This window comes from Sphingomonas populi (assembly GCF_004208535.1).
Classification (GTDB): domain Bacteria; phylum Pseudomonadota; class Alphaproteobacteria; order Sphingomonadales; family Sphingomonadaceae; genus Sphingomonas; species Sphingomonas populi.
Window position 1 is genome coordinate 1 of sequence record NZ_SGIS01000056.1, and the last position, 18,949, is coordinate 18,949.

Genomic DNA, 18,949 nt, shown 5'->3' on the forward strand with positions numbered 1-18,949 from the left:
GCCCGGTGGGTTACCTGATGGGTCTGCCGCGGAAGGCCTCGCGTTACGGATCGAAGCGATACCTCTTCGGGGACAAATCCCTTGATGTGCGCAAAGTCCAGCACGGTTCCGATCCGTTGCAGCACACGCTTTGCGGTGTCCGGGACCGTGAGCCAGATCGGCTCCAACACAGTTAAAACCGCCGCGCTGTCGATCGCGGTCACGGCCCTCGTGCCGATGAGCGGAAAGACGTGGCGCTCGAAGCTCGATATCCAGGAAACGTGACGCTGATCCTTCCACCCACCCTTCATAGCGTCGTAGCAATCGCGCGTGACCTTCTCGAAGGTCGGTGCAGACCTATGCCCTGCCCTACGCCGTGATACAGGCTCTTCGCCCGCACGAACGGCCTTGCGCAAATTCGCGGCGAGGATCCGTGCATCGGCGAGAGGAACGTCCTGCGCAGGTCCAAGGCCGAAATCGCGACGTCGCCCCGCGTGTTGCATCCGCAGCACCCAGGATCGCGCTCCGCTGTCGCGAACGAGGAGGTAGAGACCGTGCACATCGGCATGTCTGCCGGGACCTGCATGTTTGACCTTGAGAGTCGTCAACGCCATCTGAAACTCCGCAATGAAGTCCCACATCAAGTCCCACACTTTGATCCAGATTTTACGGAAAACTGTGGGACGCTCTGGCCCGACAGTTTTCAAGTATTCGCAATGATATCAAGAAGCTGAGACGCAATGATGGTTCCTGGAATTTCACAACGGTATCCGTAGGGGTCACCAAAACGCCATTCCATGGCATCTCAGACTGTGCCGTAAACGGCTGTTTTCTGCGGGTTTTGTGGTATAGCCGTCCCAGTCGGATCGGCGAAATACGATACCGCTTGTTGATTTCTGCTGAGAGTTTACCCTGGGTTTCCATCGAGAGGTGACCCGGTTGTGCGGCTTATGCCACGCTTGATGATGCGTTGGTTAAGTCACGGTTTTCTCCTTCCTGGGTTTGTCGGCTGCAGCGCTGGCCCTGAACCGGAAGCTGTCATTGCCGGATTCGAGGATGTGGCAGTGGTGGGTGAGGCGATCCAAGTCTCACCGACGCTGGAACCCACAGTTGCGGGCGAAAGTCCGTTCAGCGACGGTGTCGGCGTGGTCGTCTTTTCGATCCTTCTGGCCACGGCGCTGTTCGTCCTGATCGGGTTGGAAGGTGTCACCGTGCAATGGGACGGTCGCCTGCTGTCCACGGCGGCACGATCGCACGACTTTCGGCCTGGCTGATCTCAAGGGATAGCAGAATGGAATAACCCGCGTTAGGCTGATTGACGATATGATCGGCGCGACGGCGTCCCCTCGAAGGAACCCGCGTTGCTTATCACCCTTGCCGCAATCATCGCCGCCGTGCTCGTTGCGACCGGATTGAGCTTCGGCCGATTTGCCCGCTCGGAGACCTGGGCCGCGACGGTCACGCCGCTTGCGTCGATCATCGGCAGCGGATTTCTCATCTCCGGCCCGCTGCTTGCGCGCGAGTTCGGCGGGGCGGCGTTCTGGGCCATGGCCGCGCTGCTGCTCCTGGCCTATGCGGTCGGCGGGGTAATTCGCTGGAACATCGTCCATGTCGAAAATTATCTCGCCGACAAGCCGTTTCATGATCCCGTCGTCTGGTCGGCGCGGGTTACGCAGGTCGTGCTCGCGGGCGCATATGCGGTCTCGGTCGCCTATTACCTGAAACTGCTCGCCGAGTTCGCGATGAAGCCGCTCGCGGTTTCGGAGGCGTGGCACGGCCTCGTTTCGAATGTGAGCGTGACAGCGATCATCTTGGTGTTGATGCTGCTCGCATTCGGGGGTGGCCTCAGACGCGTGGAGCATGTCGCGCACGGCACGGTATCGATCAAGATCGGGATCATTGCAGGCCTTCTGGTGGGACTTGCATGCTGGTGGGTGACGAACTTCGGAACCACAGCAGCAATCCCGGCCGCGAAGCTATCATGGGAAAGCGTGCCGATGTTGCTCGGCCTGCTCATCACCGTGCAGGGGTTCGAGACCTCTCGGTATCTCGGCCATGCCTATAGCCAGGCGACACGGGTACGAACCATGCGCCATGCCCAGTGGATCGCGGCCGCGATCTATCTTGCCTTCCTTGGCTTGCTCACCCCGCTGCTCGGAGCCGCCGCCAAGGCTGAGGGCGTAGCAGGTATTCTCGACATCATGCGGATGGTCGCCGCGCCGCTTGGTGTCTTCGTGTTGATCGGCGCGCTTTCGAGCCAGTTGAGCGCGGCGGTCGCGGATTCGGTCGGCTCGGGCGGCCTGATGAACGAAGTCTCACGGCGCAGGCTCAGCGTGCCTGCCGCCTATGCGCTCGCCAGCGCCCTTGCCATTGCGGTCGTCTGGCTGACCGATCCGTTTCAGGTCGTGGCAGTGGCGTCCCGCGCGTTCGCCCTGTTTTATGCGATGCAGTGCGGGCTCGCGGTTTTGGTTTCGTGGCGGACCGGCGAAGGAAGCTGGGCAAAGCGAACCGGCTTCGCGGCGCTCGGACTGGTTTGCGTGGCAGCGGCGCTCGCGGGGGCACCCGCCGAAGGGTGACACCCAATTCCGTGCGCTGCTTGCCATCCATTCGGCTCGATACGTCGAAAGTTATATGTTCATACGAAGATATCCGCGACCGATAGCGGTTCCGAACAGCGATGGCCGTTGGAACGTGCACCAACTGGAGTGACCGGCGGATCGGTGGCCGGATGAGCCCCCCGAATTGCACGGCGTCCTTGCGAATGCTTAGGCTTTAGACGAGGAACTGGGTGCAGAGCCAAGGTGAAGCCGCGCACTACGTCAGGTGGGCCGGGCGCTGAAAATAGGGAGAGGCGCGACGTTCGTGATGCCCACCATTCCGTCTGCGCACGCGATCGGCGCGATTCTGCTGACCGCCGCGATGTTCTACGGGTTCGTTTCCGGGCGCGCCCGTGTCGAGGTCATCTCGTTGCTCACCGTCACGGTCATCGCGCTGGGGCTATATGTGTACCCCTTGCCGGGACAAGCGCCAACGGACGGATTGAAGCTCGCGTTCGAGGGGTTCGGCCATTACGCGCTGGTTACGATCTGCGCGCTGATGGTGCTGGGACGGGGACTGGTCACCACGGGCGCCCTGGAGCCGGTATCGCGGGTGCTGACACGCGTGTGGCGCCACAATCAGCGGATCGGTTTGATCGTCACCCTGCTGCTTGCCTTCGGCATGAGCATGATGGTCAACGATACACCCGTGCTCGTGCTGATGATCCCGATCATGGCGTCGATCGCCGCCCACGGCGGCATGGCGACCTCCAGGACGTTGATTCCGATCAACAGTGCCGTGCTGATCGGCGGGATGTCGACGACGATCGGCACCTCCACCAACCTGCTCGTCGTATCGATCGCAGGCGACATGGGCATGCCGCCGATCGGGGTGTTCCATTTTACGCCGATCGTACTCGCTGCCGCCGCCGTGGCCCTGCCGTTCATCTGGCTCGTGATGCCCCGCTTGCTGCCCGACAATTCCGTCGCGGCCGGGCACGAGCCGCGCCGCTTTACCGCCTTGTTGCGCCTTCGCGAGAATTCCCTGGCGCATAGTCTCTCGCGCTCGGAACTTGACGCGCGACTCCCGTCGGGCATCGAGCTTTTCGGCGAAGCCGGACCCGAAGGTCGATTGCTGGTTAGCGGGACACATGTGGCGCTTGAAGAGGCGATGCGCGTACTCGGCGCGACTGCGGCGCCAGCTTGGCTGATGGAGCGGCTCGGCCGGGGATATGGCGAGACGGGCGAGGATTTGACTGTGGTCGAGCTTTCCATTGCCAAGGATTCGGGCCTGATCGGCAAAGGGGTACGGAACGCCAATCTGGCGGAACTCTACAATATCGCGATTCTTGGCGTTCATCGCGCCCGACGGCCCTGGCTGGGCGCGCCGTCTGTCGAGGCTGCGGCAGACAACCCGTTCGATGAAGGCGACATCATCCTCGCAGTCGGAACGTCCGCCAACATAGAGGTGATGGCGCTTACCGAGAACGTGCTCGTCCTCGAAGGGGCAAAGGAGATTCCTCGGTCCGCCAAGGCGCCGCTCGCGCTCGCGATCATGGCCGCCTCGATCGCCCCAGCCAGCATTGGTCTGGTGCCGATCGCCATCTCGGCGCTCGGTGGTGCGATCGCCATGCTGATTACCGGCTGCGTTCGGGTTGACCGGGTAGGACGTGCGCTTTCGACAAAGGTCATCCTGCTCGTCGCCGCGAGCATCGCGATCGGACGCGTCGTGCTGGAAAGCGGTGCCGCGACCTGGCTGAGCGAACTGTTGGCGCTTGGACTCCAGTATCTCCCGCCCGCCGGAGTCTTGGCGGCAGTGATGCTGTTCGTCACGGTGCTGACGAACTTCGCGTCGAACACGACGGCTGCGGCGGTCGGTACGCCGATCGCCTTCAGTCTGGGAAAACAGCTCGGCATTCCCGTGGAGCCGCTGGTGCTGGCGGTCCTGTTCGGTTGCAATCTTTGCTACGCAACGCCGGTCGCGTACCAGACCAACATGCTGATCATGTCCGCCGGGGATTATACGTTCAGCGACTATGCCAGGACCGGCTTGCCGCTGGTAGCCATCATGATCGCGACCCTTTCGGTACTCCTCGTCTTCACATATGGATTGTATTGAGCGCGAACGATATCGCCGCACCTGTCATTTCATGGCTCCAGGATCAGCGTAACACCGCCGTTCGCGCTGAGCGGTATGAAAAGCCTGGTGTTGTAGCTTATTGTCCCGGTTCGACGATCGAGGTCCGGTGGCCGCTTCCCGTCCAGCCACGCGCGGATGTGCCATTTCCCTTTGCCGAGGAACGACAGCGGTAGCGCCACGATGCGCGCGGCTTCATCGGTGATCGTGCCGACGTACTAGCGCTTGCCGTGGCGGTGCGCCACCGCGATCCACTTCCCGAAGTCACCTGCGATTTCTTCAGCAAGGCATTCACGGCGAGCTTTTTTGAACATATTTCGGAACAATCCTGATCAAACCTCGCTTAGCCAGTTGCCCCTGACGTAGCCGCCGGCAAGACTATTGCCGCTTGTTGAGCGACCGCGCCGCACTGTGGAGAGTGCCGCCATGTCCGAGCTGCGCAAGACAACCTCTTTATTCGGCGCTGGTCCACATCCTGGCTGGACGAGCCGGGTGGTCGGCGCGGTCGTCGCGCTGATCGGGCTGGTGCTCGCCATCGGCGGCGCATGGCTGGGTTTGCTGGGCGGATCGCTTTATTACCTGCTCGCCGGTGTCGCGATGGTGGTGGCCGGCGTCCTGATGGTGCGAGGCCGTATGCTCGGTGGCTGGCTGTACCTCGCCATTGTCGTGGTGACCGTCCCGTGGGCGTGGTGGGAAGTCGGGGCGAATGCGTGGGCGCAAGTTCCCCGGATCATCGCACCGGTGGTCTTGCTCGTTCCGGTCCTCCTGGCGATGGCGACCATGACCATCCGGCAGGGGCGCTGGCGGTTCGCATTGGGCGGTTCGGCGATTGCGCTTGCCGTATTGGCCATCGATCTTTCAGCGGCGGCCTCCGGCAGTCCCGTGACGATACAGACGGCGCTCCCACCGCCCGGAACCCGAGGCATGGCGGACCCCTCCGGCCAGCAGACCGGCGCTGACTGGCCGAGCTATGGCGGTACGGGTAGTGCCAGACGGTTCTCGCCGTTGGGGCAGATCAACGCGTCGAACGTCGGCAAGCTCAAGCGCGCCTGGCTGATCCACACTGGCGACATGCCAAGCTCCCCGGCGATTGCCAAGACCTATGGTGCGGAGAACACGCCGCTCAAGATCGGCGACAGCCTTTACCTCTGCACGCCGAAGAACATCCTGATCGCGCTCAACGCCGCCAATGGCGAGCAGCGTTGGCGCCATGATCCCAATGTATCGGACAAAGCGATTCCCTACACGGCGGCGTGCCGCGGCGTGGTCTATTACGCGGTGCCCGGCATGGCTGCGGACCAGCCCTGCGCAACACGGGTGATCGAAGGCACGCTCGATGCTCGGCTGATCGCCGTCGATGCCCGCACCGGGCGTCCTTGCGCCGATTTCGGTACTGGCGGCCAGGCCGACATCAAGCAGGGTATGGGCAATGTGCGGTGGGGCTATGTCTCGATCAACTCGCCGCCGACGCTGGTGCGCGGCATCCTCGTCGTCGGGCATCAGGTTCTCGACGGGCAGGATCGCTGGGCGCCGTCGGGGGTGATCCAGGGCTTCGACGCACGCACCGGCAAGCTGCGCTGGGCGTGGGACATGATGCACCCGGACTGGAATGGCTACCCGCCCGCCGGCAAGGAATGGGCGCGTGGTACGCCGAACATGTGGACGATGGCCAGCGGCGACGAACAACTCGGTCTGGTCTATCTGCCGATGGGCAATGCGGCAGCGGACTATTACTCCGGCCTGCGCCGACCAGAGGAAAATCGGTTCGCCACGTCGCTGGTCGCGCTCGACGTGACCACCGGCAAGCCGCGCTGGCATTTTCAGGCGGTCCGCAAGGACGTGTGGGATTATGATTTTGGCGCCCAGGCGACGCTGATCGACTATAAGGGCGTGCCGGCGATGGTCTTGCCGTCCAAGCAGGGCGACATCTACATCCTCGATCGCCGCACCGGCCGCCCGCTGACGCCGGTGGGCGAAGTCCGCGCGCCGCAGATCGGTGTTGAGCCACAGCAGCGCGCCGCTGTTCAGCCGGTTTCGCTCTGGCACACGCTCCGCAAGCGCGACCTGACGGAGCGCGACATGTGGGGCATGTCGCCGATCGACCAGATGGTATGCCGCATCCAGTTCCGCCGGGCGAGCTACAAGGGCTTCTTCACACCCCCTGAGGCCGATCGCCATTCGATCGAATATCCCGGCTATAATGGCGGCACCGACTGGGGCGGCATTGCGGTCGATCCGCAGCGCGGCGTGATCGTGGCCAATTACAACGATATGCCCAACTACGTGCGGCTGGTGCCGCGGGCGGAGGCGAACAGGCGCGGCTGGGCACCGCGCAATCAGGCACGCGGCAGGATTGGCGGCGCGGAGGGCGCGGGCGATCCGCAGGCCAACACCCCCTATGCGATCGACGTCAATGCCGGCTGGCGCCTGCCCTTCACTGGCATGCTGTGCAAGCAGCCCCCGTATGGCGGCATCCGTGCCATCGACATGGCCACCGGCAAGACGATTTGGGACCGCCCACTCGGCGAAGCGCGGACCAACGGACCGTTCGGCATACCCTCGATGCTGCCGATCACGATCGGGACGCCGAACAATGGCGGATCTGTGGTGACTGCGGGTGGCGTCATCTTCGTGGCGGCCGCTACCGACAATCTGATCCGCGCCATAGATCTGCGCACCGGCAAGACGCTGTGGAAGGACGTGCTTCCCGCTGGGGGCCAGGCGACGCCGATCACCTACGAAGTGAACGGTAAACAGTACCTCGTGATCTATGCGGGCGGGCACCACTTTATGGAAACCCCTATCGGGGACGAGGTCGTCGCCTATGCGCTCCCGTAAGTGCGGCCTTTCGTGACACCGAAGATATGGATCATGGCGATCATCTGGCGCTGACCGTGCTGTTCGGGGGCCGCCCTGGTTCGCCGGTGCCGAAGGGAGAGGTGAAATGAAGGCGGCGCTCGTCCGCCTGGCCGATCAGCTTCGCCAGAGCTACTGGTTCCTGCCGGCGGTCATGACGCTCGGAGCGGTGCTGCTCGCAGGCGGCATGGTGTGGCTTGACGGGCAGGATGGCTCCGGCTGGATGGATCGTTTCGCCTGGCTCCATGCCTCGCGGCCGAGCGGCGCGCGGCAATTGCTATCGGCCATTGGCGGCTCGATGATCACCGTCGCGGGCACCGTATTTTCGGTGACGATCGCCGCCGTCGTCTATGCCTCGGGCGAATATGGGCCGCGGCTGCTCAGCAATTTCATGCGCGACCGCGGCAATCAGGTCACGCTTGGGACGTTCATCGCCACCTTCCTCTACTGCATCATCGTGCTGCGCACGGTGCGCTCCCCCGAAGAATCGGGCGCCCCCGCGTTCGTGCCAAATCTCGCCGTGCTGGTCGCGCTGCTGCTCGCGGTCTGTTCCGTCGTCGTGCTGATCTTCTTCATCCACCACGTACCGCAACGAATCCATATCAACAGCGTGATCGAAGATATCGGGCAGCGCCTTTTGCGCGAGATCGAACGCCGCTTCCCGCCGCTTGCCGACACACCGGATTCGGACTCCAGCAGCGACGCGCCGTGCGCCGACGCGGAGCAGCCTGGCACTTCCAGCCCGGTCGATGCCAAGGGGACGGGCTACATCCAACTGATCGACGACGAGCTTTTGCTGCGTGTGGCGAGCGAACGCGATCTGGTCTGTCGCATCCGCTATCGCCCCGGCGACTTCGTGCACAAGGGCCGCGCCCTGCTCGACGTCTGGCCCGCCGCCGCATTGGTCGATGCCGCAGCGCGCCAGTTGCAAGCGGCCTTCTCGCTCGGGTCGCAGCGGACCGCGCTGCAGGACATCCGCTTCCTGATCGATGAGTTGGTCGAGATCGCTGCCCGTGCTTTGTCGCCGGGTATCAACGACCCCTTCACTGCCGTTACTTGCATGGACTGGCTGGGCGCGGCGCTTTCGGACCTGAGCGGATGCGCGCTGCCGCAGCCGCTTCGGCGGGACGAGGACGGCGCCTTGCGGATCATCGCCCATCCGCTCGACTTCGAAACGTTGCTGGACCGGTCGTTTGGCGCCCTGCTCCAGCACGCCGCTGCCAATACGGTGGCGGCCCTCCACTTTCTGCAAACGCTGGGAGAGATCGCATCGGATTGCGCACCGCCCGCGCGCCGAGCCGCACTGGCGCGGTGGATCGAACGGCTCGACGAGAAGGCGAGCGACACGCTCGCCGATCACGATGCTGATCGCGTCGCGGAGAAAGCGGCGCAGATGCGGGCGGCCATCGCGGCATAGGATGCCTCACGTCGTCGACAACGACGAATACCCCTTCCCACGCGACGAAGCGCGGCCGTAGCGGTGCTCCTGTCGAACTTCTGCCTGTAAGCGGTTGGCAAAGGAGGGTTGTTTGCCGCGTTTCACCATTGCCGTCCGCCTGGGCGCGCTGCTTGCGCCCGGCGCCTTGCTCACCGCTTGCGTCCCTGCCGCCCAACCAGCCACCGCCGGCGCCCCACCGCCCAAGCCGGTTTTCACTGCGCCGCCCGTTACGGCTTCGGCTGCGTCGCCGCGCCCAACGCGATTGCAGGAACCGCCGGCGGCGCTGCTCAACGCCGTGCAGGCGCTGGGCGCCGCCTTTCACGGCAAGGTGGCCATCTCCGTCCGCGACGTCGAGCAAGGCTGGATGGTCGCCTGGAATGGCGAGCGCGCCAATCCGCAGCAAAGTGTCAGCAAGCTGTGGGTCGCCATCACCGTGTTCGACGCGATCGATCACCGGCGCCTGTCGCTGACGACGCCGGTGACCGTCAGGCGTGCCGACCTGACCGTCTTTCACCAGCCCATCCTCCCGCTGGTCGGCCCGGACGGCTACCGGACGACGGTGGGCGCGCTGCTGCAATGCGCGCTCACCCGCAGCGACAATACCTGCAACGACGTACTGCTGTGGAAGGTGGGCGGCCCCGCGGCGATCCGCCGGATGCTGACCGAAAAGGGCATCCGGGGCGTGGGCTTCGGCCCCGGCGAACGCGTGTTGCAGGCACGCACCGCCGGACTGACATGGCGCAAGGAATGGGCTGGCGGCGCGGGCTTCCTCAGGGCGCGAGCGGCGCTGAGCCCAATGGCAAGGCGCAAAGCCCTGGAGCGCTATCTGGCCGCGCCTTATGATGGCGCAACCGCCAATGGCGTAACGCTAGGTCTGTCGCTGCTGGGGCAGCGCAAGCTGCTCAGCCCCGCTTCCACCCAGCGGCTGCTGTCGATCATGCTGGCAAGCAAAACCGGTCCCCTGCGGCTGAAATCCGGCCTCCGCACCGGTTGGAGGATGGCGCACAAGACCGGCACCGGTCAGGAACTGGGAAATCTCGCCACCGGCTATAACGATGTCGGGCTGCTCACCGCGCCGAACGGGCATCGCTATGCCGTCGCGGTCATGATCGCGAGCACGCGCCAGCCCATTTCCGCCCGGATGCGGCTGATGGGCAACGTCACGCGCGCGATTATCCGTACCGCCCAATGAAAGGGTCCTCCGCTTTCCTTTTATGCCGCAATCGGAGTAGCCTTGGCGCAGCCAAAAACACCGTCGAGTGAGGATGCGCTTTGAGCGAAGCGACGACACTACCCGATCGCCACGCCCGAATGCGCGAGCGCCTGCTGCACCTCGCTTTGTACCGCTGGTGGCGACGGGCGGTGGTCGCGCCGATCAATCATGAAGCCGTGGTCGAGCGGATCGTAGAGGACAGCGGCTGGTCGGGTCGCTTTGCGTTCATGACCATGATGTCGGCGGGAATCGCGGTGCTGGGGCTGCTGCTGTCATCCCCGGCGGTGGTGATCGGCGCGATGCTGATCTCGCCCTTGATGAACCCGATCCTCGGCTTCGGCTTCAGCCTGGCGCTGTTCGATTTCGTCGAGCTGCGCCGGTCGCTCAAGGCGCTGGCGATCGGCGCGGCTGCGGCGATCGCATTTACCGCGCTGATCGTCACCATCTCGCCGCTGCAGGCGCCAACCTCCGAGATCGTCGCGCGGACCCGGCCTAACCTGTTCGACCTCGCGGTCGCGCTGTTCGCGGCGCTGGCGGGCACCTTCGCGATCATACGCGGGCGCGGCGACACCATCGTCGGCGTCGCCATCGCCACCGCGCTGATGCCGCCGCTGGCGGTGGTCGGCTTTGGTATCGCGACCTGGAACGCGCCCGTAGCGATGGGCGCCTTCGCGTTGTTCGTAACCAACTTCATCACGATCGCGCTGGCCGCGACCGCGATGGCGCGCTTCTACGGCTTCGGCCATCATCTTTCGCATCGACAAACCTGGGCCCAGACCACGATCCTGATCCTCGTCTTCGTGGCGATGGCGATCCCGCTCGGCATTTCGCTCAACCGGATCGGCCGCGAAGCCGTGGCCGTCACGCAGGCACGGTCGCTGCTCTCCGAGCGGTTCGGTGCGAAAGCACGAGTCACCCAACTCGATCTCGACTTCACCGGTGACCCGCTCGTCGTGCGCGCAGTGGTGATTACGCCGCGCGACGCCATGCAGAAGACGGGAGCGATCCAGAAGGCGCTGGAGACGCAGCTAGGGCGTCCGGTCCGCTTGAGCCTCGACCAGGTGCTCCTCGGCGCGGGCGCGGACGCGCTCACCGCGCAACGCGAGGAACTGCGCCGGGCAGGCGAGGCGTCGCATATCGAGGCGCAGCGCGCGACCGAGGTGGCGCAGATGGTCGCGCTGATCGCGGGCCTAAAGCCCGACGATGTGACGATCGACCGCGACCATCACCGCGCCACCGCAGCCGCCGCCGCGCTGCCGGGGGCCAGCATCGCGACCTACCGGATGCTCGAGACCAGGGCCGCGCAAAGCGCAGCCGATTGGTCGGTGGCGATCGTTCCGCCCCAGGCGCCGCTGCCGACCATCGCTTTCGCAGACAATGTCAGCACACTCGACCAAGCCGCCGCCGAGGCGGTCGCGGCATCCGCCTGGGCCGCCAAGCGCTGGAACATATCCACGCTTGGCGTACCGGGCTTGCCGGCCGGCACGCCGCCTGAGCGCCCCAACCTGGCGCAGCGTCGTGCGCTCGCGATCGCGGCACAGCTACGACGCGACGGGATCACTCCCGACCCGGGACCGCCCGCCGGGCAACGCTTTGCCCTCGTGCCGACCCCGGTCCTGCCTTAGGGGTTGCGGGCAGTGCTGCGGCGGAAACATGTCGCCTATTTCCAGGGAGCGATCGGTTGAACGACATTGGCCTTACCGAACTGGGAACGCTGCTCGTTGTCGCGTCGCTGGTCGCAATGCTATCTCGGCGCATCGGCCTGCCCTACACGGCCGGGCTGGTGCTCGCCGGGATCGCTCTCGCTTTTGTGCCGGTCGGCGCCAACCTGCCGTTGTCGCGCGAGCTGATCTTCAACGTTTTCCTGCCGCCGCTCATCTTCGAGGCGGCGCTACAATTGCGATGGCAGCGCTTCCGGGAGCAGATGCCGCTCACCGTCGTGCTGGCATTCCTCGGCGTGGCCATCGCGGGGGCGTTCGTCACTGCCGGCATGCACCTGCTGCTCGGCTGGAGCTGGCTGGGCGCGGCCTTTTTCGGCGTGCTGATCGCCGCGACCGACCCGGTCTCGGTGATCGCCGCCTTCAAGGAAATGCGCGCGGAGCCGCGCCTCAGCATGGTGGTGGAATCGGAAAGCCTGCTCAACGACGGCGTCGCCGCCGTCGGCTTCGCCATCCTGGTTTCGATCGCCGAGGGCAGCGCGCTGACCGTTAGCGGCGTGGCGATCTCCTTGCTCTGGACAGTCATCGGCGGTGTGCTGATCGGCGGCGGCGTGGCGTTCGTGGTCCTCACCGTTGCGGGTCGTACCACCGACCACCTCGTCGAAGTGACCCTCACCACGGTCGTCGCATGGGGCAGCTTTTTGCTTGCCGAGCACGTCCATGCCTCCGGCGTGTTCGCCGCGCTGGCCGCCGGGATCATCGTCGGCGCGATCGGCCCTCGCGGATCGATCTCCACCGCCGGGCGCCAGCATGTGCAGGATTTCTGGGCCTATGCGGCGTTCCTGGCCAATTCCTGCCTGTTCCTGCTGATCGGCAGCCATGAGGCGCATCAGCCGATCGCACTGGTGGCCGGCGCGCTGGGTGCCGGCATCCTCCTCACCCTGCTGGGCCGGGCCGCCGCCGTGTACCCGCTGGCGGCGCTGTTCGCGCGCACCAGCCTGCGACTGCCCGCCACCTATCAGCATGTGCTGGTATGGGGCGGCCTGCGCGGCGCCGTTGGCCTTGCGCTCGCGCTGGCGGTGCCGACGGTGGTGGCGGAGCGGGCCGAGATCGTCGTGGTCACCTTCGGCGTGGTCGCCTTCTCGATCTTCGCGCAAGGCCTCACCATGCCGCCATTGTTGCGCCGCTGGAAGCTGACGGGCGCGGAGGATTTCGAACACTGATCTCTCGGCGCACCGGCGATCAGGGGCCGATGTCTACCGTATCGGCCTGCGCGCGCGCATGGGCACCATCATCGAAGCCGAGTGCCCGCGAAACGGGGCCGTTCCAATCATAGGGATCGGCGCGCACGGTCACATGCCCGGCCTCATCGACAAAGGCGTTCTGGTACAGCAGCCGCACGGGAATCCGAACCGGCAGATCGACGAACGTATGCTTCCCGCCGGCGCTGGCGGACTGCCAGCGATCGGCCACGCCTTCATCCTCGGCGATGCGCTGGGCGAACCCAAGCGCGCCTTCCACCCGCACGCAGCCATGGCTGAGATGGCGCTGGCTGCGCTCGAACAAGCCGGGCGCGCTGGTATCGTGCAGATAGATGGCCCGGTCGTTGATCATGTCGAACTTGACCATGCCCAGCGCATTGTCCGGCCCCGGCCGCTGGACGATATAGCCGCCCCGGCGCACCATATTATGACTGGCGAGATACTTCGGCCCGACATGCGCCAGTTCGCTGCGCTCGATCGACTTGGGAATCGTCCAGGTCGGGTTGGCGACCAGCCGGTAGATGGGAGACAGCAGCATCGGGGTTTCCTTCCCCGGCTTGCCGACGATCACCTTGCGACTGTCGACCAGCACGCCATCGCGATAGTAATACAGGATGGCGGCGGCGATGTTTACGTCGATCCGCGTCGCCGGTGGGTTGCGCGCGAGCCAACGCAGCCGTTCGAGCGCGACGGCGATCGCCCGCGCGCGGTCGGCGGGACGAAGATTGAGCACCGCGATGGTGCGCGGACCGAGCACGCCGTCCTCGGCGAGGCCATAGTCGCGCTGCATCTGGCGCACCGCGTCCACGATGCGATCGGTGTACACCCGCGACGCGTAAACGGGGAGCCCGCCTTCGACCGGCGGCGTGGCGGATGTACCGCCAGCGACCATATAGCCCTGGGCCTGAAGCTGCCGCACGATGGCGGGAACGCGCGGGTCCGTGTCCCCTGCCCGGACGACCCCGGTCGTATCGATGCGCGGCCCGGCATCGTCCCCCTGCCCGGCTTCGGCTACGGCTGCCAGATACGCGTCGGACACCTTGGCGTATGCCGCATCCTGGGGTGCAAGGCCGTCGAGCCAGCGGGCGAGTTCGCCCCGCTCCAGCGCTGTCGCAAGTCCGCCCACCACATCCAGATCTGGCCGGGCGAGCGTGTAGACCGAATGGAGGCTGGCTGGATCGACGACACCCTTGCCCAGTGCCGCCGCATAGCGGAGTGCGGCACCGGTGAACGCAGCCTCCCGCTGCGCGATGGTCGCGTCCGCGCCGGAATCCTGGAGAAAGGTGACGTGGTCGAGCCCATGCGCCGCTCGACCGGACAGCGCCTGCCGCAGCGCCTGGATCGCCGCCGCGTTCCAGACAGCGCGCCAGTGCACACGATCGTAGAAGCGGCGGGTGGCCGGATCGGTCACCGCCGCGCGAAGATCGGCTTCAGAGATCTCACCCGGAAGCTCCGCATCCCCTGCTCCAGAGGCGGCGGCGGCGTGGGCGGAGAGCGGGACGGTCAGGGCAAAAAGCGATACCGCGCCGCAGGCTGTGACAAGGCAGCCGCGCCGAACGTTGACTAACATCATACCTTGCGAACGCCTCATCGCGCCGTTCGGTCCCTCGTTTCTCCACGGGCAGAGCCTGCTGGGCGCGGAACAAGGCGGCTTCCGCCAAAAATGCTTCTCCTCGCCGATCGAGGGTTGCGTCGCAGGGCGCGGATTGTAAAAAAGCATTGCCGGGGGGCGCCGAGACGGAGACATCTCGTTATGGCGCTGGATGACGATACCGTTCCTTACGGCGGCCCTTCGGGCGGGTTCGATTCGCTTAAATTCAACACCGCCATCTATGGCTGTTCGGATTGGCCGCGCGGGGCAGCCGACGGCGTGCCGTCCCCAATCGTCGCGCAGGCGGACGCCGCCTGAGCCGCGCGCATGGACCGCGAGAGGCGCATCTTGAACAGGGCGGCGGCGCTGCTGGTCGCCCTACCGCTGCTGCTGGGCGGTTGCGCGGCGTTGAAGCTGGGCGTGATGAACCATGCCGGCCCAGTCGCGGCGGACGAATGGCATGTCTATCTGATCCTCGCCGTGGTGCTGATCTTCGTCGCCGGGCCGGTGCTGCTGCTCGTGCCGCTGATCGCCTATCATTACCGCATCTCGAACAAAGGCGACGCCTTCCGCCCCGACTGGGGCTTTTCCTGGCCGCTGGAAATCTTGATCTGGCTGCCACCGATCGGCATCGTCATCGGCCTCAGCGTCCTGCTATGGAGCGCCACGCACCGGCTCGACCCCTATCGTCCGCTACCGGCCAACCTGCCGCCGATCGAGGTGCAGGTGGTCGCGCTCGATTGGAAATGGCTGTTCATCTATCCCGATGAACACGTCGCCGCCGTCAACCAGTTGGCGATCCCGGTGGGACGCGCAGTGCATCTCAGCCTCACCAGCGGCACAGTAATGCAGTCGCTGTTGATCCCGCAGCTCGCCGGGCAAATCTATGCGATGGCGGGGATGCGCACGCATCTTCATCTCGCCGCCAGCCGCCCCGGCGTGTTCCGCGGCGAAAATACCCAATTCAACGGCGGAGGATTCCATGAGCAGACGTTCGACGTGATCGCCCTGCAACCGCCGGGCTATCGCCGCTGGCTCACGCGGGTGCGTGCCGCGCGCCATCCGCTTGACAGCCGCGCGCTGGCGCGTGTTACGAGCCGCTCCGTGGCGCCACGCCCGGACTTTTTCTCAAGCGTACCCCCCGGTCTGTTCGAGCATCTGATGACGGCAAGCACGCAGGACCACGCGCGATGAGCGCGCCCGTCTGGCCCGCGCTGCTCGGCCGCTTCGCCTGGGACTCGCTGCCGTTCGTCCGCGCCTGGCAGAATCCGACGATCAACGAACTGATCGGCGCCGGTGCTGCCGCGATGGTCGTCGTGGGCGTCGTGTTCGTCGTGCTGTTGCTCACACGGCTCGACCGCTGGCGCTGGTTGTGGAGCAAGTGGCTCACCAGCCTCGATCACAAGAAGATCGGCATCCTGTACGTCGTGATCGCGCTGGTAATGCTGGCGCGCGCATTGGTCGAGGCCAATCTGATGCGGCTGCAACAGGCGGTCGCGATCGGCAATCCCGGCTTCGTCGCCCCCGAACATTTCGCCGAGCTGTTCAGCACGCACGGTTCGATCATGATCTTCTTCATGGCGATGCCGTTCCTCACCGGGCTGATCAACTATCTCGTGCCACTGCAGATCGGCGCGCGCGACGTAGCCTTCCCGCTACTCAACGCGATCGGGCTATGGCTGACGGGCGCGGGTGCTGCGCTGATGATGGTCTCGCTGGTGATCGGCCGCTTCTCGACGGGTGGCTGGAGCGGCTATCCACCCTTCACCGAGATCGGGTTTAACCCGGGTGTCGGCCCCGATTACTGGATATGGGCGGTGACGCTCGGCTCGATCGCCTCGACGCTGACCGGCATCAACATCGCCGTCACCATCTACAAGATGCGCTGCCCGGGCATGACGCTGATGCGGATGCCGCTGTTCGCCTGGACCAGCCTGTGCACCGCCATCCTGATGATCTTCGCGATGCCGCCGCTGACCATCGCCACCGCGCTGCTGGCCCTCGACCGCTATCTCGGCTTCCATTTCTTCACCAACGCGCTTGGCGGCAACATGATGAACTACGCCAACCTGTTCTGGATGTTCGGGCATCCAGAGGTGTATATCGTCGTCCTGCCGGCGTTCGGCATCTATTCGGAAGTTGTCTCCACCTTTTCCTCCAAGGAGCTCTACGGCTACACCTCTCTGGTGATCGCAACGATGGCGATCGCGGTGCTGTCCTTCACGGTATGGCTCCACCATTTCTTTACCATGGGCCAGAGCCCGAGCATCAACGCAGCGTTCGGCATCGCGACCATGACGATCGGGGTGCCGACGGGGGTGAAGATTTATAACTGGATCTGGACGATGTTCCGGGGGGAAGTGCGGTTCACCACGCCGATGTGGTACGCCCTCGCCTTCATGATGACGTTCGTGCTGGGCGGCCTCACCGGCATTATCCTCGCCTTTCCGCCGCTCGATTATGTCGTCCACAACACGCTGTTCCTCGTCGCGCATTTTCACAACATGCTGATCCCCGGCACGCTCTACGGCATGCTCGCGGCCTATACCTTCTGGTTTCCCAAAGCGTTCGGCTTCCGACTGAATGAGCGCTGGGGGCGAATTTCCTGCGCCTGCTGGGTGCTCGGCTTCTATCTCGCTTTCATGCCGCTCTATGTGCTGGGCGCCGCAGGCATGGCGCGGCGGACGCAGGCGGTGATGGAAACCGCCTACCGGCCGTGGCTCTACGTCGCCGAGATCGGGGCGCTCGTCCTGTTCTTCGCGTTTGCCGCGCTGATCGTCCAGCTTTGGGTGAGCATCCGCCAGCGCGACGCCAATCGAGTCTTCCCCGGCGACCCGTGGGACGGTCGCGGGCTGGAATGGTCGACCTCGGCCCCGCCGCCCGAGTATAATTTCGCACGACGGCCCGTGGTCGATCAGCCGCACTGGTTCTTCGATGCCAAGCGGAAGGAAGCCCCCTACGCGCCACCGGCTGAATATCACGACATCGAGATGCCCAGGAACAGCGCAGTCGCGCCCATCATCGGCATCGCCAGCGGGGCGGTTGGGTTTGCGCTGGTGTGGCATATCTGGTGGCTCGCGATCCTCGGCATGCTGGTCGTGATCGGCACCGTCATCGCGCGCAGCTTCGTGCGCGACACGCACCGCATCATCCCGGCGCGCGCGGTGGAGCGGACCGAACGCGGCTGGCTGGAGGCCGTCGCCAAGGCCCGCCCAATCCCGCGTGAAATCGAGACGAGTCCCGCCAATCAGGGCGTGGCGCTGGTGACGCGATGAGCAAGGACGAGACCGCCCCCGCCAGCCTGAACCTAGGCGGCACCGACGCGGAGACCCATGCCGCGGCTGGCCGCGACGTATTCGGCTTCTGGGTATTCCTGATGAGCGACGCGGTGCTCTTCGCTCTGCTGTTCGCCACCTATGGCGTGATGCTGCCCGCGACCGCTGGCGGGCCTACCCCGGCGAGCGAATACAAGATCGGCCCGATCTTCGCGGAAACGCTGATCCTGCTCACCAGCAGCGTCACCTACGGCATGGCATCGGTGGCGATGAAGCATGGCGGTGCGCAGCGGGTAATCTTCGGGTGGCTGGCCGCGACGCTGGCGCTTGGCTTGCTGTTCCTGGGCATGGAACTGCACGATTTTTCCGAGATGTTCTCGCACGGCGCCGATCCGACGCGGAGCGGCTTCCTTTCGGCCTTTTTCGGCCTGGTGCCATTGCACGGGCTGCATGTGCTGGCCGGCAGCCTGTGGATCGTGGTGATGATGGTGCAGCTTCGCGTGTTCGGGCTTGATCCACGCGTGAAGATCAACCTGCTTCGCCTCGGGCTGTTCTGGCACTTCCTCGACCTCATCTGGATCGCGATCTTCTCCACTGTCTACCTGCCGGGGCTGATCCGATGAACGGCCCACGCGACGACCGTAAGCGGGAGATCCGTACCTATCTGATCGGCTATGCCTTGGCGCTGATGCTGACTGGCGCCGCCTTCTCTGCTGTGCGCTGGCCGTTTCTCGCCGGGCGCGCCACCTTCGCGGCCGTGCTCGGCCTCGCGCTGGTACAGATCATCGTCCAGTTCCGATGCTTCCTGCACATCAGCTTCCGCCGATCGGCGCGTGACGATCTGCAACTGATCCTTTTTTCGACGCTGATCGTCGCGCTAGAGCATTTTTCGATCAAAAAGCATCATATCCGCAGTGAGCGAAGTAGTTTTTGCACTCTGCGGGGGTGAATTCGTCGATAGATTGGCCGATAATGCGCCAGAGGTCATCAACCGTTCTGGCGG

General features: G+C 64.9%; 16 protein-coding genes, 1 pseudogene and 1 other annotated feature. Of the genes and pseudogenes, 13 read left to right on the forward strand and 4 right to left on the reverse strand.

Going from position 1 to position 18,949, the window contains the following annotated elements; all coding sequences use genetic code 11:
* Both EWE75_RS21755 and EWE75_RS21760 read right to left on the reverse strand, forming a co-directional pair.
* A partial coding sequence (locus tag EWE75_RS21755) for a tyrosine-type recombinase/integrase (protein WP_231708501.1) occupies positions 1 to 620 on the reverse strand: 620 nt, incomplete at its 3' end.
* Positions 621 to 953: 333 nt separating this feature from the next.
* Positions 954 to 1,064 (reverse strand): annotated as a pseudogene (locus EWE75_RS21760) (ATP-binding protein); the annotation flags it as partial.
* Between EWE75_RS21760 and EWE75_RS25340 the strand changes: the two are divergent.
* The 3 genes from EWE75_RS25340 (at position 1,047) to EWE75_RS21775 (ending at position 4,635) form a co-directional block, all read left to right on the forward strand.
* Positions 1,047 to 1,253 carry a hypothetical protein gene (locus EWE75_RS25340; protein ID WP_130160190.1) on the forward strand — a complete coding sequence of 69 codons (207 nt, stop codon included), beginning with the start codon at positions 1,047 to 1,049 and terminating at the stop codon, positions 1,251 to 1,253. The pseudogene EWE75_RS21760 and the gene EWE75_RS25340 overlap by 18 nt on opposite strands.
* A gap of 87 nt (positions 1,254 to 1,340) precedes the next feature.
* Positions 1,341 to 2,555, forward strand: coding sequence for a hypothetical protein (locus tag EWE75_RS21770; RefSeq protein ID WP_130160191.1), 1,215 nt, complete (start codon positions 1,341 to 1,343; stop codon positions 2,553 to 2,555).
* Between the two features lie 127 nt (positions 2,556 to 2,682).
* Positions 2,683 to 2,737, reverse strand: a sequence feature (sul1 is cis-regulatory element that is thought to sense ions involved in sulfur or methionine metabolism; They are found in Alphaproteobacteria).
* A gap of 107 nt (positions 2,738 to 2,844) precedes the next feature.
* On the forward strand, positions 2,845 to 4,635 hold the full coding sequence (locus EWE75_RS21775; protein WP_130160200.1) for an SLC13 family permease: 1,791 nt from the start codon (positions 2,845 to 2,847) through the stop codon (positions 4,633 to 4,635).
* Between the two features lie 29 nt (positions 4,636 to 4,664).
* Here EWE75_RS21775 and EWE75_RS26350 read toward each other — a convergent pair whose 3' ends face one another.
* Complete coding sequence (locus tag EWE75_RS26350) at positions 4,665 to 4,859, reverse strand: glycoside hydrolase family 97 C-terminal domain-containing protein (protein WP_130160201.1); 195 nt, start codon at positions 4,857 to 4,859, stop codon at positions 4,665 to 4,667.
* A gap of 220 nt (positions 4,860 to 5,079) precedes the next feature.
* On the opposite strand from EWE75_RS26350, the gene EWE75_RS21785 reads away from it, so the two are divergent.
* The 5 genes from EWE75_RS21785 (at position 5,080) to EWE75_RS21805 (ending at position 13,041) form a co-directional block, all read left to right on the forward strand.
* A complete protein-coding gene (locus EWE75_RS21785; RefSeq protein WP_130160192.1) occupies positions 5,080 to 7,491 on the forward strand; it encodes a membrane-bound PQQ-dependent dehydrogenase, glucose/quinate/shikimate family in 2,412 nt (803 codons plus the stop codon).
* 106 nt (positions 7,492 to 7,597) lie between these two features.
* Positions 7,598 to 8,926, forward strand: a complete 1,329-nt coding sequence (locus EWE75_RS21790; protein WP_130160193.1) for a DUF2254 domain-containing protein — start codon at positions 7,598 to 7,600, stop codon at positions 8,924 to 8,926.
* A gap of 283 nt (positions 8,927 to 9,209) precedes the next feature.
* Positions 9,210 to 10,139: a serine hydrolase gene (locus EWE75_RS21795; RefSeq protein ID WP_130160202.1), complete on the forward strand. Its 930-nt coding sequence runs from the start codon at positions 9,210 to 9,212 to the stop codon at positions 10,137 to 10,139.
* A gap of 119 nt (positions 10,140 to 10,258) precedes the next feature.
* A complete protein-coding gene (locus EWE75_RS21800) occupies positions 10,259 to 11,785 on the forward strand; it encodes a DUF389 domain-containing protein (RefSeq protein WP_130160203.1) in 1,527 nt (508 codons plus the stop codon).
* A 56-nt stretch (positions 11,786 to 11,841) separates the two neighbouring features.
* Positions 11,842 to 13,041 (forward strand): cation:proton antiporter, encoded by a 1,200-nt coding sequence (locus EWE75_RS21805; RefSeq protein ID WP_130160194.1) that lies wholly within the window; start codon positions 11,842 to 11,844, stop codon positions 13,039 to 13,041.
* Between the two features lie 19 nt (positions 13,042 to 13,060).
* Here the strand turns inward: EWE75_RS21805 and EWE75_RS21810 are convergent, their stop codons facing one another.
* Positions 13,061 to 14,653, reverse strand: coding sequence for a L,D-transpeptidase family protein (locus EWE75_RS21810; RefSeq protein WP_231708503.1), 1,593 nt, complete (start codon positions 14,651 to 14,653; stop codon positions 13,061 to 13,063).
* Positions 14,654 to 14,833: 180 nt separating this feature from the next.
* On the opposite strand from EWE75_RS21810, the gene EWE75_RS25175 reads away from it, so the two are divergent.
* The 5 genes from EWE75_RS25175 to EWE75_RS26085 are packed head-to-tail and all read left to right on the forward strand — an operon-like array spanning position 14,834 to position 18,895.
* On the forward strand, positions 14,834 to 14,989 hold the full coding sequence (locus EWE75_RS25175) for a hypothetical protein (RefSeq protein WP_165388481.1): 156 nt from the start codon (positions 14,834 to 14,836) through the stop codon (positions 14,987 to 14,989).
* A gap of 30 nt (positions 14,990 to 15,019) precedes the next feature.
* The gene (locus EWE75_RS21815; protein WP_231708504.1) at positions 15,020 to 15,865 is read left to right on the forward strand and encodes a cytochrome ubiquinol oxidase subunit II family protein; all 846 of its coding nucleotides are present in this window, start codon (positions 15,020 to 15,022) and stop codon (positions 15,863 to 15,865) included.
* On the forward strand, positions 15,862 to 17,946 hold the full coding sequence (locus tag EWE75_RS21820) for a cbb3-type cytochrome c oxidase subunit I (RefSeq protein ID WP_130160196.1): 2,085 nt from the start codon (positions 15,862 to 15,864) through the stop codon (positions 17,944 to 17,946). Before EWE75_RS21815 ends, EWE75_RS21820 begins: the two co-directional genes overlap by 4 nt.
* Positions 17,943 to 18,569, forward strand: a complete 627-nt coding sequence (locus EWE75_RS21825) for a cytochrome c oxidase subunit 3 (RefSeq protein WP_130160197.1) — start codon at positions 17,943 to 17,945, stop codon at positions 18,567 to 18,569. Before EWE75_RS21820 ends, EWE75_RS21825 begins: the two co-directional genes overlap by 4 nt.
* The gene (locus tag EWE75_RS26085; protein WP_130160198.1) at positions 18,566 to 18,895 is read left to right on the forward strand and encodes a cytochrome o ubiquinol oxidase subunit IV; all 330 of its coding nucleotides are present in this window, start codon (positions 18,566 to 18,568) and stop codon (positions 18,893 to 18,895) included. The genes EWE75_RS21825 and EWE75_RS26085 overlap by 4 nt, the downstream gene beginning before the upstream one ends.
* The last annotated feature ends 54 nt before the right edge of the window (positions 18,896 to 18,949 follow it).

Coding starts and splice junctions, on each gene's coding strand:
- EWE75_RS21775 (WP_130160200.1), top strand. CDS start 2,845: ATGCCCACCATTCCGTCTGCGCACGCGATCGGCGCGATTCTGCTGACC.
- EWE75_RS21785 (WP_130160192.1), top strand. CDS start 5,080: ATGTCCGAGCTGCGCAAGACAACCTCTTTATTCGGCGCTGGTCCACAT.
- EWE75_RS21790 (WP_130160193.1), top strand. CDS start 7,598: ATGAAGGCGGCGCTCGTCCGCCTGGCCGATCAGCTTCGCCAGAGCTAC.
- EWE75_RS21800 (WP_130160203.1), top strand. CDS start 10,259: ATGCGCGAGCGCCTGCTGCACCTCGCTTTGTACCGCTGGTGGCGACGG.
- EWE75_RS21810 (WP_231708503.1), bottom strand. CDS start 14,653: ATGATGTTAGTCAACGTTCGGCGCGGCTGCCTTGTCACAGCCTGCGGC.
- EWE75_RS25175 (WP_165388481.1), top strand. CDS start 14,834: ATGGCGCTGGATGACGATACCGTTCCTTACGGCGGCCCTTCGGGCGGG.
- EWE75_RS21820 (WP_130160196.1), top strand. CDS start 15,862: ATGAGCGCGCCCGTCTGGCCCGCGCTGCTCGGCCGCTTCGCCTGGGAC.
- EWE75_RS21825 (WP_130160197.1), top strand. CDS start 17,943: ATGAGCAAGGACGAGACCGCCCCCGCCAGCCTGAACCTAGGCGGCACC.
- EWE75_RS26085 (WP_130160198.1), top strand. CDS start 18,566: ATGAACGGCCCACGCGACGACCGTAAGCGGGAGATCCGTACCTATCTG.